The following is a 15,146-nucleotide window of genomic DNA, read 5'->3' on the forward strand; positions in this document are numbered from 1 at the left end:
TTATAGCGCAGGGCCGGATTGCTGCCGCTGATTCACGGTATACATTAGCCCCAATCGTGGTCAAGACCGCGACGCGGCTCAACAAAATCCAGAAAGCACCTCAGCAAGAATTCCGTATGCACGCTGCCTGCAAAACCCTTTTCCTGGCGCTGCTCATCGGCCTTGTGCTTTTTGCCATTGCTTTCGGCACACCCGTGCTGAGCATGTTCACCTCGGCCAAAGTTTTGTCATGGGTGGGCTGCTCATCGGCCGGCTTTGACACCCCGGCCATACGCTGCGGCTACGGCGGTGGTGGCGCGGTCAGCGAGCGCTTTGGGCCGCTCAGCTACTGGTTCACCACCTTGCTGGCGCCTTATTTCCTGGTCAAGCACTTCTGGGATGTGATGCTGGGCTGGCTGGCGCTGATCCTGCTGTTTGGCGGGCTGGCCACGGTCAGCGGCAACGGAAAGCCAGCGCCGAAACGGCCTGTTGCATGGCCGGATACACGTCCTGAAACCTGAGGGATTTTTCCTTTCCGCCGTGTGGGCGACCGGTGGCAGTCAACGGGATTCAGTTGTTGTCCCACTTGTCGTACAGGTAGGCCTGGATGGTGGCGCCCACACGGCGCACGATGTCTGCGCGCTTTAGTCCGACCACCGGCGGCAACTTGAGGACATAGCGGCACAAGGCCAGCCCCAGAATCTGCGAGGCGATCAGCCCTGCGCGCGTGGCGGCTGCCGCGCGCGGCTCGCCGCTGAGCTTGGCAATCAAGGGGGCCATCTGCGTGGCAAAGATTTCCTGCAGGCGCGCGGCAGCCGCCTCGTTGGTGACGGCAGTACGCAGCAGGGCCATCAGTGTTTCGTCGTCTTCCCAGCGGTTCAGGAAATGCTCCACCAGCGCGACACCCACGTCTTTGCGCGGCATATCGCTCAGGTCGGGCAGGCGCAAATCGAACTCGGCTGCTGCTGCAAACAACTTCTCCTTGTTGCCGAAATAGCGCATGACCATGGCGGGGTCGATCTCGGCCGCCGTTGCAATGGAACGGATTGTCGCGGCCTGGTAACCGCTGGCGGCAAACTGCTCGCGCGCGGCCGCCAGGATGGCGGACTTGGTGGCGTCGGAGCGGCGGGGAGGGGGTGGAATGGGGGCTGTTTCAGTCATGCCAACAAGTATAGGCCAACACTTGTTGACTTTTTTCGAGGTATTAATTATGATTGCCAACGGTTGTTGACCAACACTTGTTGACTTTTTGGAGTAATCATGACTTTTCCCTCGATCAATCTCAATTTCCCCGCTTCGTCCACGGGCTTCGACACCGACGTCCTGATCGTTGGAGCCGGCCCCACGGGTCTTACGCTGGCGACTTCGCTGCTGGCACTCGGCGTGCGCGCCTGCGTTATCGACCGCCAGGCTGAAGGCGCCAACACCTCCCGCGCGGCGGTCGTGCATGCCCGCACGCTGGAAGTGCTGGAGCCATTGGGCGTCACGCAGCGCCTGGTCGCTCGCGGTATACAGGCTAGGCAATTCACCATCCGCGACCGTGACCGGGTACTTGTGCCGATTGGTTTCAGCCAGTTGCCCACGCAGTACCCGTACACGCTGATGGTCTCGCAGGCTGTCACGGAGAGCGTGTTGCTACAGCGCCTGGTGGAGCTGGGTGGGCGGGTACTGCGGCCGCGCACATTGGCCGCGCTTGTGCAAGACGCGTCAGGTGCGACGGCCACGCTGGACGACGGCAGCCGCATGCGTGCGCGCTTTGTCGTGGGGGCCGACGGCATGCACAGCGCTGTGCGCGAGAGCGCCGGCATCGCATTCAAGGGCGGCAGCTACGGTGAATCGTTTGTGCTGGCCGATGTGCGCCTGAGCGGCGGGCTTCCGACCGATGAGGTGATCTTGTACTTCTCGCCTGCCGGCATGGTGGTGCTGGCCCCGCTGCCGGACGGTGTGCATCGCGTGGTCGCCACCGTCAGCGACGCCCCGGAGCAACCCGACGCCGCTTATGTGCAAGGGCTTCTGGATGCACGCGGGCCGCAGCGTGAACGCGCCTTGGTGCAGGAGGTGGTATGGGGTTCCCGTTTCCGCGTGCATCATCGCGTGGCCGAAAGCTACCGCGCCGGACGTATCCTGCTGGCAGGCGACGCTGCCCATGTGCACAGCCCGGCCGGAGGCCAGGGCATGAATGCGGGGATTCTCGACGCAATAAGCCTCGCGGGCGCACTGGAGCAGGCATTGGCCGGCAGTGAGACCTCACTCGATGCCTACGCCGCGGAGCGCCGGCCCGTGGCTCGCCAGATCGTCGCCCTGGCTGACCGCCTGACGCGGCTGGCCACGGTCCGGCCCGGGCTGCGTGCCCTGCGCAACCTGGCGATGTCGGTGCTGTCGTGTCTGCCGCAGGTGCGCAGGCGCCTGGCATGGCAGCTGTCGGGTTTGATCTACCGCTGACACGCTTCATGCATGCAGGCACTTTCGGCGGTGCCTATGATGAGGGTGTTCGTTCACCCTCAACATGTCATGTTACGGAGGCATCATGGACGCGGACCTTGAAAGCTTGTCGCGTGAACAGCTGATCGCTGAAGTGAAGCGCTTGCGCCAAGGCATTCGCGAGCATCGCGACAGCACACGGCACGAGCTGTGCTGGCACCATCCCGCGCTGTGGTCGCTGCTGCCGGAGAAGTCGGATCCGCTGCCCGTGGTGCCCGACTGGCCGCAGTTTTTGCAGGGCTGCCTGCGCTACCGCCAGTCGCTGGACGAGCAATTGCCCCTGGCGCCCAGAAGCCACGAGCCCTACCAGGACTGAAGTCCGAAATTTGGCAGCTTTACAAAGCCGGAGCGGAAACGGGGGGCAATTGCGGTAATAATGCAACTCGATTGCGTTAGCCAAAAACCGCAGCACTTCAAAAACTGCGCCCCAGCCCCCATTTCCCATGACTGACCGTCCGGCCGATCCCATAGACACCCTGCTTTCCGCCCACGGCCTGCGCCGCACTGCGGCGGCGCGCCTGGTGCTGGGCTGGCTGCTGGCGCACCCCGACACCAGCTACACCCACGCCCAACTGCAGGCTGCGCTGGCCGGCGATGCCGAGGAGGCCCTGGACCGCGTCACGCTGTACCGCCTGATAGACCGGCTCACGCAGGTGGGGCTGCTGCTGTGCCGGGTGGATGCCAAACGCGTGCGGCGCTACCAGGCCATGCCCAGCAGCGTGCATGCGATCCCGCATTTTGAATGCCAGAGCTGCCACCGCGACAGCCCGCTGGCGGGAGCGCTGGCCGGCACCTCTTCGGGCGCGCTCAAGGCCAGCGCCAAAGACCTGGAGCGCGCCGCGCAGACCGCGCTGGAAGCGCTCAAGGCCCTGGGCTACCAGGGCATGAGCATGGATTTCGCTGTGCGCGGCGTGTGCGCCGACTGCGCGAGCACCGCACCGGGCGCTGCCTCTTCATGATCAGCACGCATCAGCTTGTTTACCGCTACGCGGGCGGCCCCGAACTGCGTTTTGAGGACGTGGAAGTGGCCCAGGGCGGTGTGCTGCTGCTGCGCGGCGCATCGGGTTCGGGCAAGTCGACCTGGCTGGCGCTGGCCGCCGGTTTGCTGGCGCCCGATCAAGGTGAGATCACCGTGGCGGGGCAGGCCATGAAGGCGCTGGGCAAGGTCGCGGGTGATGCCTGGCGGGCAGCCACCATAGGCTTTCTGCCGCAAAAACTGCATTTGAGCGCCGCGCTCACCGTGCACGCCAACCTGGCCATGGCGCAGTGGGCCGCAGGCCGGCCGGCCGACGAGGGCCGCATCGCAGAAGCACTGGCCGCGTTGGATGTGCAGGCGCTGGCCCAGCGCAAGCCGGCGCAACTGTCGGGCGGCCAGGCGCAGCGCGTGGCGCTGGCGCGCGCGGTGCTGCTCAAGCCGCAGGTGATCCTGGCCGACGAACCTACGGCCAGCCTGGACGACGAGGCCGCCGCGGCGTCGCTGGACTTGCTGCGGGCCACGGCGCGGCGGCAGGGCGCGACGCTGGTGATTGCCACGCACGATGCCCGCGTGGCCGAATTTTTCAAAGACGAAAAGGGCCTCAAGGCCTTGCAACTGGGGCGTCGCCAGCCATGAAGACCATTGTTTTCGCCTGGCGCTACCTGTGGTCGCGTCCGCTGGCCGCGGCGCTCAACCTGCTGCTGCTCACGCTGGGGCTGGCGTCCATCACTTTCCTGCTACTGGTCGGCCACCAGATCAACCAGGCTTTTGACCGCGACCTGGCCGGCATCGACGTGGTGGTGGGCGCCAAGGGCAGCCCCATGCAGCTGATTCTTTCGGGGGTGTTCCACCTCGACGTGCCGACCGGCAATGTGCCGCTGGCCGCGGTAAAGGAGCTCGAAAAGCATCCGCAGGTCGCCAAGATCATTCCCATCAGCCTGGGCGACAGCTTTCGCGGCTTTCGCATTGTGGGCACCACACCCGACTACATCAGCCACTACGACGCGCAGTTGGTCCAGGGCACGCTGTGGGCCAAGCCCATGCAGGCGGTGATAGGCGCGCAGGTCGCGCAGCAGACCGGCCTGAAAGTGGGCGACAGCTTCACCGGCACGCACGGGCTGGGCGGCGGGGGCGAGGAGCACAAGCTGAGCCCCTATGTGGTGTCCGGCGTGCTGGCGCCCAGCCGCACGGTGCTGGACCGCCTGGTGCTGACGGCCACCGAGTCGGTCTGGCAGGTGCATGAGACCGACACCGCGCTGGATGACGACGACCGCAAGGTGCTGGAGGAAGACCGCGAAATCACGCTGGCGCTGATCCAATACAAAACGCCGCTGGCGGCGGTGACCTTCCCGCGCTACATCAACAGCAGCACCGAGATGCAGGCCGCCGCGCCGGCGCTGGAGATCACGCGCCTGCTCAGCATGGTGGGTGTGGGCACGGACGTGCTGCGCGCGTTGGCCGGCGTGCTGCTGCTCACCGCCGGCCTGAGTGTATTCATCGCACTGTGGGGCGCGGTGCGCGAGCGCCGGGCCGACCTGGCGCTGCTGCGCATGCTGGGCGCGCCGCCGGGCAAGGTGGCGGGCCTGCTGCTCTGCGAGGCCTTGTGGCTGGCCTTGCTGGCCACCGTGCTGGGCGTGCTGGCGGGCCAGGGCCTGACGGCCTTGCTGGCCTGGACGCTGCAGCTTGAAAAGTCCGTGTTGATCGGTGCGATGTCGTGGCCGGTCGAACTGGTGAGTGTGCCGGTATTGGCCCTGGGGGTGGCGCTGGCGTCCGCGCTGCTGCCCGCCTGGGAGGCCTACCGGGTCAATGTGTTTGAACTTCTCCAATCAAGGTAATTTTTTATGCCAAGCCTTCATTCCGTCCAGCAATTCCTCAAACTCTCGCCCGTCCTGAGCGGTGTGGCCGCGCTGGCCCTGAGCGCCAGCTTTTCGCTGGCCTACGCGCAGCACAGCGATAAGGAAACCAAGGAAGACATCCAGCGCCACCGCGCCATGGCCGCCGCCCACGAAGCCGCGGCCAAGTGCCTGGAGTCGGGCAAAAAAGACGAGGTTTGCGAAAAAGAACTGCAAGCCGCTTGCAAAGGGCTGGCTGTCGGGAAATACTGCGGCATGAAGCACGTCCACTGAGCGGCGAATCAGCCGCTCTGGAACCGTGCCTGTCTCCAGGAGCCCGCATGAACCCCATTCTTCGCAATTGCCTGGGCCGCGCCTTCGCGTTGGCCTGCAGCCTGTCCTTCACCGTCGCAAGCCTGCAGGCGCAGACCCTGTCTTCGCCGGTGGCGGGTGGTGCCAAGCCGGCTGCCGCAGCGCCGGGTTTTGACCTGCCGGTGGGCCAGGGCGCGGGCGTGCATGGCGCCAACAGCCCGTTCCCGCCGTTGGCGGCCCGCGGCGACGTGGTGCCCTGGTCGGTGCTGACGGCGGTGAAAACCAAAAACGAGAAGAACCGCATCCTGCCGGTCTTCACCCTGGACCAGATGGCGCTGAACCAGAAAACCCAGCGCATCCAGGGTTTCATGATGCCGCTGGATCCGGGCGAAAAACAGAAACATTTCCTGCTGTCCTCGGTGCCGCTGACCTGCGCTTTTTGCCTGCCGGGCGGGCCCGAGAGCATGGTCGAGGTCAAGACCAAGACGCCGGTGAAGTACAGCATGGAGCCGGTGGTGGTGGAAGGGCGTTTCCTCGTCCTCAATGACGACGCCTACGGCCTTTACTACCGCATTACGGATGCCAGCAGCGTCAAATAAACGCCGGAGTTCAGGTTTCGCCGGGGCCCTGGTCTGGTTGCTGGTCGCCTCGCTTTTACTCGCGCAATTGCTGGGGCTGATGCACGGCGTGGTGCATGGCCCGCAGGCGCATCTGCATGCGCATGTACATGCGCACCAGGACAGCCACCACCCTGAGCACGCCGCGCTGGCGCATGCCGAAGAGCAGGATGAGGGCGGCTGGCTGGCCTCGCTGTTTGCTTCGCATGACGGCGATTCGGACTGCCGCCTGTTTGACCAGGCCAGCCACGGCCAGGCGGCGCCTACGCTGCCCATGCTGAATTTGCCGCTGGTGCTTTCCAGCCTGGCTTTTGATATCTCCCGCGGCGAAGCGCTCGCCCGCTGGGCGGCGCTGTTTGACGCGCGCGGCCCGCCTCCCACTCGCTGAATCTCCCTCGTTTGCTTCGCTCCGGCCGCCAGGCCAGGCGCAGCCATGCCTTTTTGATTTTTCCCGATTCAGCGAGTCACCATGAAACCACCTTTTATCAGCCGCGCGCTCTGCGCTGCGGCAACGCTTTCCTGCGGTCTGGCGAGTGCCCAGACCGCCGCGCCGGCATCCATGCCCGCCTCCAGCCTGAAGGAAGTCACCGTCACCGGCAATCCGCTGGGCGCCACAGACCTGATCGCGCCGGCCGCGCAGTATTCGGGCACCGGGCTGCTGCTGCGCAGCAAAACCACGCTGGGCGAAACGCTGGACGGCGTGCCCGGCGTGAGCAGCACCTACTTCGGGCCTAACGCCAGCCGGCCCATCATCCGCGGCCTGGACGGCGACCGCATCCGTATCCTGGGCAACGGTGGCGCGACGCTGGACGCCTCCAGCCTGAGCTACGACCATGCCGTCACCAGCGACCCGATCAGCATTGAACGCGTCGAGGTACTGCGAGGCCCCGGTGCTTTGCTCTACGGCGGCAGCGCTGTGGGCGGCGTGGTCAATGTGATCGACAACCGCATCCCGCGCGAGCCCCTGTTCGATGAAAAAGGCGGCGTGGGCRGCAAGGTCGACCTGGGCCTGGCCAGCGGCAACCGCGAAAAAAGCAGCGGTGTGCTGCTTGAAGGCGGCAACAACCGTTATGCCTTGCATGTGGATGTTTTCAACCGCGAGACCGGCGACGTGAAAGTGCCCACCGACCTGGCCTGCGGCAAGGGCGGCATCAACACCTTCACCAACCGCATCTGCAACTCGGACAGCAAGGTGCATGGCGGCGCGGCTGGCGGCTCGCTGTTTTTTGACCATGGCTACCTGGGCGCGTCGGTCAGCACCTACCGCAACAATTACGGCACCGTGGCCGAAGACGACGTGACGATTGATATGAAATCCAACCGCGTGGCGCTGGAAGGCGAGGTGCGCGACCTGGGCGGTTTTATCAAGAGCGTCAGGGGCCAGTTGAGCCATACCGATTACCAGCACACCGAGTTCGAGGGCCCCGATCCCGGTACCGTGTTCAAGAACAAGGGCAGCGATTTCCGGCTGGAGGCGCGCCATGCACGCATCGGAAACCTGGAGGGCCTGGTCGGCTTTCAGTCCGAGAACAATCGCTTCTCGGCCGACGGCGCCGAGGCCTTCGCGCCTTACAGCAAGACCTCGCAGAACGCTTTGTTTGCGTATGAGGAATACGCCACCAGCTGGGGCAAGCTGAGTTTTGGCGGGCGGCTGGAGTCGGTCAAGGTGGAGTCGTTGGGCAATCCGCTGGTGGCGCGCTTTGCGCCTTCGACGCGCGACTTCACGCCGCACAGCTATGCGCTCGGCGCCTTGTGGAATGCGGCGCCAGGATGGCAGCTCACCAGCAACCTGGCGTACACCGAACGCGCGCCCAAGGACTACGAACTCTTCGCCCAGGGCCCGCACGTGGCGACCAAAGCCTGGGAAACCGGCGACCCCACGCTGGGCAAGGAAAAGTCCACCAGCCTGGACGTGGGCGCCAACTGGAAGTCGGGCGCCAACAGCTTCAGCGCCAATGCCTATGTGCACCGCTTCAAGAACTACATTGGCCTGCTGGCCACAGGCAACACTTTTGGACAGGAAGACGGCGCGCTCAACCCGGCCGACCTGGACGGCGACGGCGTGGACGATACAAACCCCGACAACAGCATTCTTCCGGAGTTCGCCTACACCGGCGTTCGCGCGCGTTTTGTCGGCCTGGAAGCCAGTGGCAACATCCGCCTGCTCGAAGGTGCCTCCAGCGTGGACCTGGCCCTGCGCGGCGATGTGGTGCGCGCCACCAACCTCAGCAACGGCCAGCCACTGCCGCGCATCGCGCCGGCGCGTGTGGGCGCCAGCCTGGTCTGGGCCAGCGGGCCTTGGGGCAGCAGCATAGGTTTTGACCATTCGATGGCGCAAAACCGCGTGGCCGACGGCCAGCGCGCGACAGCGGCTTACACGCTGTGGAACCTGGCCGCCACCTACCGCATGAAGGCTGGCGCCAGCAACATCCTCTGGTATGCCAAGGTTGACAACCTGACCAACCAGCTGGCCTACAGCGCAGCGTCGGTGCTGACGACCACGGCGTTCCCGAAGGCGCCGCTGCCGGGGCGCAGCCTGAAGGTAGGCATGCAGCTGGCGTTTTAAGCGACAGCCGGGAGCAGAGGGCCAGGGACGGCAAGCTAAGATTGCGCCAATGAACCCGCTGGTCTTTGAGTCCCTGTTCCCGGTTGTGCTGTTGATTGCCGCGGGTTTTTTCGCCGGCCGGGCGCAGTGGATCAGGGCGGATGCCATCAAGGACCTGTCCAACCTGATCTTTCTGCTGCTCACGCCGGCGCTGCTGTTTCGCACCATGAGCCGGGTGCGCGTCGAGCAGCTTGATTTCAAGCCGGTGCTGGCTTACTTTCTGGCGGTCATCGTGCTCTTCGGCGGCACCTTGCTGGTACAGGGTTTTAACCGCCGTGCGGCCGTGCTGGCGCTGGCCAACACCTTCTCCAACACCGTGATGATCGGCATCGCGCTGATTGGCCTGATGTACGGGCCCGAGGGGCTGGTCACGCTGTTCACGCTGGTCTCAGTGCACTCGCTGGTGCTGCTGACCAGCGCCACGGTGGTGCTGGAGCTCGCGGTGGCCCATGAACAGAAGCTGGGCACCAGCGACGAGATGACCAGCGCGCCGCGCCACCCCGTGGCCACCGTGATGATGGCCGTGAAAAACGCGCTGCTGCATCCGGTGCCGCTGCCCATCATCGCCGGCCTGCTGTTCGCGCAGACTGGTTTCACGATTCCCGCCGTCGTCGACAAACCGCTGGAACTCATGGCCGGCGCCTTCGGCCCGCTGGCGCTGGTGCTGGTGGGTGTCACCCTGGCCAACACGCGTGTGGGGGAGCACTGGCGCCAGGCGCTGGCCTTGGCCGGGGTGAAGAACCTGTTGCACCCGCTGCTGGTGTTCGGCCTGTGCCGGCTGCTGGGCGTGAGCGGCGTGCCCATGTCGGTGATGGTGGTGGCTTCGGCCCTGCCGATTGGCGCCAACGTGTTTTTGTTTTCCCAGCGCTACAAGGTCGCCGAAGAGCTGATCACCGCCAGCGTGGTGGTGTCCACCGCGTTGGCCCTGGTCACGCTGACCGTGGTGTTGATTTTGGTCGGCCATTTCGGCTGACGCCTGTCCCGGAGTCCTTTGATGCAATTCCTCCAGTCCTTGCCCGTGTCGGCGCAGACCATAGGCCTGCTGCTGCTGTCCAACGTCTTCATGACCTTCGCCTGGTACGGCCACCTGAAGAACCTCGCGACTTCGCCCTGGTACATCGCAGCACTGATCAGCTGGGGCATCGCCCTGTTTGAATACCTGCTGCAGGTGCCCGGCAACCGCATAGGCTTCACCCAGTTCAGCGTCGGCCAGCTCAAGATCATGCAGGAGGTCATCACCCTCAGCGTGTTTGTGCCCTTCGCGGTGTTCTACCTGAACGAGCCGCTCAAGCTCGACTACCTGTGGGCGGCGCTGTGCATGGTGGGCGCGGTCTACTTCATCTTCCGCTCCGCCTGATCACACAGTTCTTCAACCCAGCATGAGCCGTGGAACCGGCTTTGCCGGGCCACAGGCGGGCGGCCCCCTCGGGGGGCAGAGAGTTACACGCAGTGAACGAACGTGGGGGCGTTACACTTTCGTCATATTTTTGACTTACTTCCTGAGGAATCGACATGCTGTTTGGCAAATTGCTGCCGCGCGAAGGCAATTTTTTCGAGATGTTCAACCAGCATGCCGAACGCATCGTGGAAGCGGCGCATGCTTTTTCCAAGCTGGTCGCCAACTACAGCGACGTGGAAAAGCGCGAAGCCTTCAACCGCGAAGTCGACCACGCCGAGCGCGCTGCCGACCGCATCACGCATGAAGTCAACCGCGCGCTGCACAAGACCTTCATCACGCCGATAGACCGCGAGCAGATCCACAAGCTCATCAACACCATGGACGACGTCGCCGACCTGATCCAGGATTCGGCCGAAACCATGGCGCTGTACGACGTGCGCCACATGACGGAAGACATCGTGCGGCTGACCGACCTCAGCGTCAAATGCTGCGAACGCCTGCAGGACGCCGTGGCGCTGATCGAAAAAGTCAGCGACGCCGCGACGGCCGAAGCCGCGCTCAAGACCTGCGAGGAAATCGACAAGCTCGAGTCCGACGCCGACCGCGTGATGCGCTCGGCCATGAGCCGGCTGTTCCGCGAGGAGCCGGACGTGCGCGAGGTCATCAAGCTCAAGGCAGTGTACGAACTGCTGGAAACCATCACCGACAAGTGCGAGGATGTGGCCAACCTGATCGAGGGCATCGTCCTCGAGAACTCCTGAACGCGGGCGCCTGAATCATGCAAACCGTACAGGCCGCCCTGTGGGTGGTGTTCCTGCTGGTCTTCCTGGCCATCGCCTTCGACTTCATGAACGGCTTTCATGACGCGGCCAATTCGATCGCCACGGTGGTGTCGACGGGCGTGCTCAAGCCGGGGCAGGCGGTGCTGTTCGCCGCCTTCTTCAACTTTCTCGCTTATTTCATCTTCCACCTGAGCGTGGCGGCGACCATAGGCAAGGGTATCGTGGCGCCCGGGGTGGTCGACACCCATGTGGTGTTTGGCGCGCTGATGGGGGCCATCACCTGGAACATCGTCACCTGGTTTTACGGCATTCCCAGCAGTTCCTCGCATGCGCTGATTGGCGGCATCGTCGGGGCGGTGATCGCCAAGGCCGGCGCCAGCGCGCTGATCGCCTCAGGCGTGTTCAAAGTGGTGGCCTTTATTTTCGTGTCGCCCCTGCTGGGCTTTTTGCTGGGCTCGCTGATGATGGTGGCGGTGGCCTGGGTGTGCCGCAGGACGACACCGTCGAAGGCAGACCGGTGGTTTCGCCGGCTTCAGCTGGTGTCCGCCGGAGCTTACAGTCTGGGGCATGGCGGCAACGACGCGCAGAAAACGGCCGGCATCATCTGGCTGCTGCTGATCGCCGCGACCACCAGCAATGTGCAGGGCCTGCCGGTCTGGATGATGGCGACCACCGAGCACCTGCCGATCTGGGTGGTCATCGTCTGTTACATCGCCATCGGCTTCGGCACCATGTTCGGCGGCTGGCGCATCGTGAAAACCATGGGCCAGAAAATCACCAAGCTCAAGCCCGTGGGCGGCTTTTGCGCCGAAACCGGCGGCGCGCTGACGCTGTTCCTGGCAACCGCGCTGGGCATTCCGGTTTCCACCACCCACACCATCACCGGTGCCATCGTCGGCGTGGGCTCCACGCAGCGCGCCTCGGCCGTGCGCTGGGGCGTGGCCGGCAACATCGTCTGGGCCTGGATTTTCACGATTCCGGCCTCGGCATTCGTGGCGGCGGTCGCCTACTGGGTCAGTCTCCAGGTTTTTTGAAGCACCCCCGTCCAGGCTCACTGCGTGTAGCCTGTTCCCCCCTCAAGGGGGCGGCGCCTGCGGTCTGGCAAAGCCAGTCCCGCGGCCCCCGCTGGTTGTGCTTACTGAACTCCCAACCGTATTACACGAGGGGCTCTACTGGCTGATTTTCTTCGCTTCTTCGACCTGGTACTCGAAGTAACGCTGGAAGCTGAAGACGATGCTGGACATCAGTGAAATCGTGCCGAACAGCAGGGCGAATACCACCGCGCCTATGGTCAGCCAGTTGGTGTTGCCGGCTTTGGTTTCCGGCGCGGCTGCGTTGTGCAGCGCGTTCCATTTTTCTGTGGACATCAGGCCGTAGTAAATCGCGGTCAGCGCTGTCCCAGCCAGGGTGAAGCCCAGAAGGGGAATCAGCACCCAGGCCAGGTGGTCGTCCTGGCCGTACTGCCGAACACGTTCCACACCCCACCAGCCCAGCGCGGCAGCGATAGGGTGCAGCCAGGCCCAGACGTCGCCCAGGCCGAACAGGTAAAGGCGGTGCACCCCGAGCTGGCCGCCTATGAAGGCCAGCCAGGCGGCGAGTGTTTTGTTTTTCGGGGCTTTGGGGGAGGACGCTGTGGCGGTTTGCATGCGGCGATTATGCGGCGGGCGGCTCGGGCGGCGGCTGCGTGTCGCCCGCGCCCAGGACTTTTTCCATGATGACGATGTCGCGCCAGGCGCCGAATTTCCAGCCGCAGGAACGGACGGTGCCGACCTCGGTGAAGCCGAGCGAGCGGTGCACGCCCACCGAGCCGGCATTGGCCGAGTCGCCGATCACGGCCATGGCCTTGCGTATGCCCGCAACTTCAAATCGCGCCAGCAATTCGGCCAACAGCACGCGGCCCAGGCCCTTGCGGTGCTGCTCGGGTGCCAGGTAGATCGAATCTTCCACCGAAAAACGGTAGGCCGGGCGCGGCTTGAACCAGTTGCCATAGGCGAAGCCGGCGATCCTGCCGTCCTGCTCGGCGACCAGGTAGGGCAGGCCCTTGGACAGCACGTCGGCCCGGCGGGCCGCCATGTCGGCCGCGCTGGGCGGCTCGGTTTCAAAGGTTCCCGTGCCGTGCAACACGTGGTGGGCGTAAATGGCGGTGATGGCGGGAATGTCTTCGTCGCGGCTGGGTCGTATGAGGGGCATGGAGAGGGCGCTTGGCGAGGGAGGGGTAGGGGGAGAAAGGCGAATTTCCGGTAAAACCGTCCGGCAGGCTATAATCTCAGGCTTTGCAGCAATTCGCTGGCCGGGTGGCCATGTCGTGTGTCTCAAGCGCTGCAGAACATTGGGGTAACTACTTTACCGGTAAGCCCCACCACCCGAAGGATAAATCATGGTCGTCATTCGACTTGCACGCGGCGGTTCCAAGCACCGTCCTTTTTTCAATATTGTTGTGGCTGACAAACGCGTTCGCCGCGACGGCCGTTTCATCGAGCGCATCGGTTTTTACAACCCGATCGCCAAAGGTGGCGAAGAGGGCCTGCGCATTGCGCAAGACCGCCTGACCCACTGGATCAGCGTCGGCGCACAGCCGTCGCCGACCGTTGAGCGCCTGGTCAAGCAGGGTGCTACGGCTGCCGTCAAGACGGCCTGAGTTTTAGAAGTTTGATGCAGCCCGGCCTTCAGCCGTCGGCAGGCTTGACACCCTCAAGCCTTCCGGCCGACGCCATCGAAGTCGGGCGCATCCTGGATGCCTGGGGCGTCAAGGGCTGGGTGAAAATCCTGCCGCACAGCACCGATCCAGAGGCGCTTTTCGCGGCCAAATCCTGGTTTCTGCAGGCACCTGACGCCAAATTCCGACCGGGTTTCACCGTGTTCTCCGGCACCGTCACGCTCAGTGTCGACGAGGCCAAAGTCCATTCCGATTCCATCGTCGCCAAGTTTGTCGGCCTGGATGACCGCAATGCCGCCGAGTCCTTGCGTGGCGCCCGCATCTTTTTGCCGCGCAGCAGCTTTCCCGCCGCGTCCAAAGACGAGTACTACTGGGTCGACCTGATAGGCCTGAAGGTAGTCAATCGCGAAGGCGTTGACCTGGGCCTGGTCCGCGACCTGATGGCCACCGGCCCGCATTCCGTGCTGTGCGTCGAGTACCCCGTCCAGCAGGAAGATGGCAGCAGCGGCACCGCCGAACGCATGATTCCCTTTGTCTCGGTCTATGTCGACACCGTCGATATCGCCGGCAAATGCATCACTGTGGACTGGCAGCCCGACTACTGAGTCCTGCCGCTTTCCGAGGTCTATTTCGGGGCCTTTCCAGGTCTATTTCCCCTCGGCGCCCGGCTCGCGCAAAATAGCCTTCCCATGCGCTTTGACCTGATCACCCTGTTCCCCGAGCTTTTTGCGCCTTTCCTGGCCAGCGGCGTCACGCGCCGCGCCTATGAATCGGGGCTGGTGGAGGTCAAGCTCTGGAACCCCCGCGATTTTGCCGACGGCAATTACCGCCGGGTGGACGACCGGCCTTTTGGCGGCGGCCCCGGCATGGTGATGATGGCCGAGCCGCTCGCCCTGTGCCTGGCTGCCGTACACGCCGACCAGGCCGCCGCTGGCGCGCCCAAGGTGCCTACGGTGCTGTTTTCGCCGGTAGGTAAAGCCTTGGACCATGCCGGCGTCGAAAGCTGGTCGGCCAGCGCCGGTGCGGTGCTGGTCTGCGGTCGTTATGAGGGGCTGGACCAGCGCTTCATCAATGCCCATGTGGACCTGCAAATCAGCCTTGGCGACTTTGTATTGTCCGGCGGTGAAATTGCCGCCATGGCCTTGCTCGACGCGGTGGCGCGCCTGCAGCCCGGCGTGCTTAACGACGAGGGCAGCCACCAGTTCGACAGCTTTAACCCGGCGCTTGACGGGCTGCTGGACTGCCCGCACTACACCCGGCCCGAAAACTGGCGCGGCCAGCCCGTACCCACCACCCTGATGTCAGGAAACCACGCCCACATCGAACGCTGGCGGCGCGAGCGGCGCTTGGCGTTGACCCAGCATGAACGCCCCGAGTTGGTGCAAAAAGCGCGGGAGAGTGGCTATTTAAGCGAAAGCGACGAGGCTTTTCTGGCCGATTTGGTCGAAAACCCGGACAAGGATGCTTGAGAAAGCCCCGGCTTGCTATAATCAAAGGCTTTTCGATC

At 64.3% G+C, this 15,146-nt stretch carries 20 protein-coding genes; 17 read left to right on the forward strand and 3 right to left on the reverse strand.

The window, feature by feature from the left end; all coding sequences use genetic code 11:
• The first annotated feature begins 116 nt into the window (after positions 1–116).
• Positions 117–500 carry a hypothetical protein gene (locus AC1DXS_RS03655; RefSeq protein WP_477736220.1) on the forward strand — a complete coding sequence of 128 codons (384 nt, stop codon included), beginning with the start codon at positions 117–119 and terminating at the stop codon, positions 498–500.
• A gap of 49 nt (positions 501–549) precedes the next feature.
• Here the strand turns inward: AC1DXS_RS03655 and AC1DXS_RS03660 are convergent, their stop codons facing one another.
• Positions 550–1,140 carry a TetR/AcrR family transcriptional regulator gene (locus tag AC1DXS_RS03660; RefSeq protein WP_477736221.1) on the reverse strand — a complete coding sequence of 197 codons (591 nt, stop codon included), beginning with the start codon at positions 1,138–1,140 and terminating at the stop codon, positions 550–552.
• A 99-nt stretch (positions 1,141–1,239) separates the two neighbouring features.
• On the opposite strand from AC1DXS_RS03660, the gene AC1DXS_RS03665 reads away from it, so the two are divergent.
• The 13 genes from AC1DXS_RS03665 to AC1DXS_RS03725 all read left to right on the forward strand — a co-directional run bounded on the left by AC1DXS_RS03665 (position 1,240) and on the right by AC1DXS_RS03725 (position 12,017).
• Complete coding sequence (locus tag AC1DXS_RS03665; protein WP_477736222.1) at positions 1,240–2,421, forward strand: FAD-dependent monooxygenase; 1,182 nt, start codon at positions 1,240–1,242, stop codon at positions 2,419–2,421.
• Between the two features lie 85 nt (positions 2,422–2,506).
• A complete protein-coding gene (locus AC1DXS_RS03670) occupies positions 2,507–2,776 on the forward strand; it encodes a hypothetical protein (protein ID WP_413327735.1) in 270 nt (89 codons plus the stop codon).
• Between the two features lie 127 nt (positions 2,777–2,903).
• On the forward strand, positions 2,904–3,419 hold the full coding sequence (locus tag AC1DXS_RS03675; protein WP_477736223.1) for a Fur family transcriptional regulator: 516 nt from the start codon (positions 2,904–2,906) through the stop codon (positions 3,417–3,419).
• Positions 3,416–4,072: an ABC transporter ATP-binding protein gene (locus AC1DXS_RS03680; protein ID WP_477736224.1), complete on the forward strand. Its 657-nt coding sequence runs from the start codon at positions 3,416–3,418 to the stop codon at positions 4,070–4,072. Before AC1DXS_RS03675 ends, AC1DXS_RS03680 begins: the two co-directional genes overlap by 4 nt.
• The gene (locus tag AC1DXS_RS03685; RefSeq protein ID WP_477736225.1) at positions 4,069–5,271 is read left to right on the forward strand and encodes an ABC transporter permease; all 1,203 of its coding nucleotides are present in this window, start codon (positions 4,069–4,071) and stop codon (positions 5,269–5,271) included. Before AC1DXS_RS03680 ends, AC1DXS_RS03685 begins: the two co-directional genes overlap by 4 nt.
• Before the next feature lie 6 nt (positions 5,272–5,277).
• Positions 5,278–5,562: a hypothetical protein gene (locus AC1DXS_RS03690; RefSeq protein WP_477736226.1), complete on the forward strand. Its 285-nt coding sequence runs from the start codon at positions 5,278–5,280 to the stop codon at positions 5,560–5,562.
• A gap of 47 nt (positions 5,563–5,609) precedes the next feature.
• Positions 5,610–6,179, forward strand: a complete 570-nt coding sequence (locus AC1DXS_RS03695; RefSeq protein ID WP_477736227.1) for a DUF3299 domain-containing protein — start codon at positions 5,610–5,612, stop codon at positions 6,177–6,179.
• Entirely contained in the window at positions 6,160–6,585 is a 426-nt protein-coding gene (locus AC1DXS_RS03700) for a hypothetical protein (RefSeq protein ID WP_477736228.1), read from the forward strand. The genes AC1DXS_RS03695 and AC1DXS_RS03700 overlap by 20 nt, the downstream gene beginning before the upstream one ends.
• Positions 6,586–6,666: 81 nt before the next feature.
• On the forward strand, positions 6,667–8,763 hold the full coding sequence (locus AC1DXS_RS03705) for a TonB-dependent receptor (protein ID WP_477736229.1): 2,097 nt from the start codon (positions 6,667–6,669) through the stop codon (positions 8,761–8,763).
• A 49-nt stretch (positions 8,764–8,812) separates the two neighbouring features.
• Positions 8,813–9,775: an AEC family transporter gene (locus AC1DXS_RS03710; protein ID WP_477736230.1), complete on the forward strand. Its 963-nt coding sequence runs from the start codon at positions 8,813–8,815 to the stop codon at positions 9,773–9,775.
• Positions 9,776–9,796: 21 nt separating this feature from the next.
• A complete protein-coding gene (locus AC1DXS_RS03715; protein ID WP_457279960.1) occupies positions 9,797–10,159 on the forward strand; it encodes a DMT family protein in 363 nt (120 codons plus the stop codon).
• Between the two features lie 155 nt (positions 10,160–10,314).
• Positions 10,315–10,962, forward strand: a complete 648-nt coding sequence (locus tag AC1DXS_RS03720) for a DUF47 domain-containing protein (protein ID WP_413327724.1) — start codon at positions 10,315–10,317, stop codon at positions 10,960–10,962.
• Between the two features lie 17 nt (positions 10,963–10,979).
• Entirely contained in the window at positions 10,980–12,017 is a 1,038-nt protein-coding gene (locus AC1DXS_RS03725) for an inorganic phosphate transporter (protein ID WP_477736231.1), read from the forward strand.
• A gap of 135 nt (positions 12,018–12,152) precedes the next feature.
• Here AC1DXS_RS03725 and AC1DXS_RS03730 read toward each other — a convergent pair whose 3' ends face one another.
• Positions 12,153–12,629 carry a hypothetical protein gene (locus AC1DXS_RS03730; RefSeq protein WP_477736232.1) on the reverse strand — a complete coding sequence of 159 codons (477 nt, stop codon included), beginning with the start codon at positions 12,627–12,629 and terminating at the stop codon, positions 12,153–12,155.
• Positions 12,630–12,636: 7 nt separating this feature from the next.
• The gene (locus tag AC1DXS_RS03735; RefSeq protein WP_477736233.1) at positions 12,637–13,173 is read right to left on the reverse strand and encodes an N-acetyltransferase family protein; all 537 of its coding nucleotides are present in this window, start codon (positions 13,171–13,173) and stop codon (positions 12,637–12,639) included.
• Positions 13,174–13,360: 187 nt separating this feature from the next.
• Between AC1DXS_RS03735 and rpsP the strand changes: the two genes are divergently transcribed.
• From rpsP to trmD, 3 genes are all read left to right on the forward strand, one after another.
• The gene (gene rpsP / locus AC1DXS_RS03740) at positions 13,361–13,621 is read left to right on the forward strand and encodes a 30S ribosomal protein S16 (protein WP_477736234.1); all 261 of its coding nucleotides are present in this window, start codon (positions 13,361–13,363) and stop codon (positions 13,619–13,621) included.
• A 14-nt stretch (positions 13,622–13,635) separates the two neighbouring features.
• Positions 13,636–14,244 (forward strand): ribosome maturation factor RimM, encoded by a 609-nt coding sequence (rimM, locus tag AC1DXS_RS03745; RefSeq protein WP_477736235.1) that lies wholly within the window; start codon positions 13,636–13,638, stop codon positions 14,242–14,244.
• A gap of 84 nt (positions 14,245–14,328) precedes the next feature.
• Entirely contained in the window at positions 14,329–15,108 is a 780-nt protein-coding gene (trmD, locus tag AC1DXS_RS03750; RefSeq protein ID WP_477736236.1) for a tRNA (guanosine(37)-N1)-methyltransferase TrmD, read from the forward strand.
• The last annotated feature ends 38 nt before the right edge of the window (positions 15,109–15,146 follow it).

The organism is Polaromonas sp. P3_B1 (assembly GCF_056402935.1).

Coding starts and splice junctions, on each gene's coding strand:
- AC1DXS_RS03655 (WP_477736220.1), top strand. CDS start 117: ATGCACGCTGCCTGCAAAACCCTTTTCCTGGCGCTGCTCATCGGCCTT.
- AC1DXS_RS03660 (WP_477736221.1), bottom strand. CDS start 1,140: ATGACTGAAACAGCCCCCATTCCACCCCCTCCCCGCCGCTCCGACGCC.
- AC1DXS_RS03665 (WP_477736222.1), top strand. CDS start 1,240: ATGACTTTTCCCTCGATCAATCTCAATTTCCCCGCTTCGTCCACGGGC.
- AC1DXS_RS03670 (WP_413327735.1), top strand. CDS start 2,507: ATGGACGCGGACCTTGAAAGCTTGTCGCGTGAACAGCTGATCGCTGAA.
- AC1DXS_RS03675 (WP_477736223.1), top strand. CDS start 2,904: ATGACTGACCGTCCGGCCGATCCCATAGACACCCTGCTTTCCGCCCAC.
- AC1DXS_RS03680 (WP_477736224.1), top strand. CDS start 3,416: ATGATCAGCACGCATCAGCTTGTTTACCGCTACGCGGGCGGCCCCGAA.
- AC1DXS_RS03685 (WP_477736225.1), top strand. CDS start 4,069: ATGAAGACCATTGTTTTCGCCTGGCGCTACCTGTGGTCGCGTCCGCTG.
- AC1DXS_RS03690 (WP_477736226.1), top strand. CDS start 5,278: ATGCCAAGCCTTCATTCCGTCCAGCAATTCCTCAAACTCTCGCCCGTC.
- AC1DXS_RS03695 (WP_477736227.1), top strand. CDS start 5,610: ATGAACCCCATTCTTCGCAATTGCCTGGGCCGCGCCTTCGCGTTGGCC.
- AC1DXS_RS03700 (WP_477736228.1), top strand. CDS start 6,160: ATGCCAGCAGCGTCAAATAAACGCCGGAGTTCAGGTTTCGCCGGGGCC.
- AC1DXS_RS03710 (WP_477736230.1), top strand. CDS start 8,813: ATGAACCCGCTGGTCTTTGAGTCCCTGTTCCCGGTTGTGCTGTTGATT.
- AC1DXS_RS03715 (WP_457279960.1), top strand. CDS start 9,797: ATGCAATTCCTCCAGTCCTTGCCCGTGTCGGCGCAGACCATAGGCCTG.
- AC1DXS_RS03720 (WP_413327724.1), top strand. CDS start 10,315: ATGCTGTTTGGCAAATTGCTGCCGCGCGAAGGCAATTTTTTCGAGATG.
- AC1DXS_RS03725 (WP_477736231.1), top strand. CDS start 10,980: ATGCAAACCGTACAGGCCGCCCTGTGGGTGGTGTTCCTGCTGGTCTTC.
- AC1DXS_RS03730 (WP_477736232.1), bottom strand. CDS start 12,629: ATGCAAACCGCCACAGCGTCCTCCCCCAAAGCCCCGAAAAACAAAACA.
- AC1DXS_RS03735 (WP_477736233.1), bottom strand. CDS start 13,173: ATGCCCCTCATACGACCCAGCCGCGACGAAGACATTCCCGCCATCACC.
- rpsP (WP_477736234.1), top strand. CDS start 13,361: ATGGTCGTCATTCGACTTGCACGCGGCGGTTCCAAGCACCGTCCTTTT.
- rimM (WP_477736235.1), top strand. CDS start 13,636: ATGCAGCCCGGCCTTCAGCCGTCGGCAGGCTTGACACCCTCAAGCCTT.
- trmD (WP_477736236.1), top strand. CDS start 14,329: ATGCGCTTTGACCTGATCACCCTGTTCCCCGAGCTTTTTGCGCCTTTC.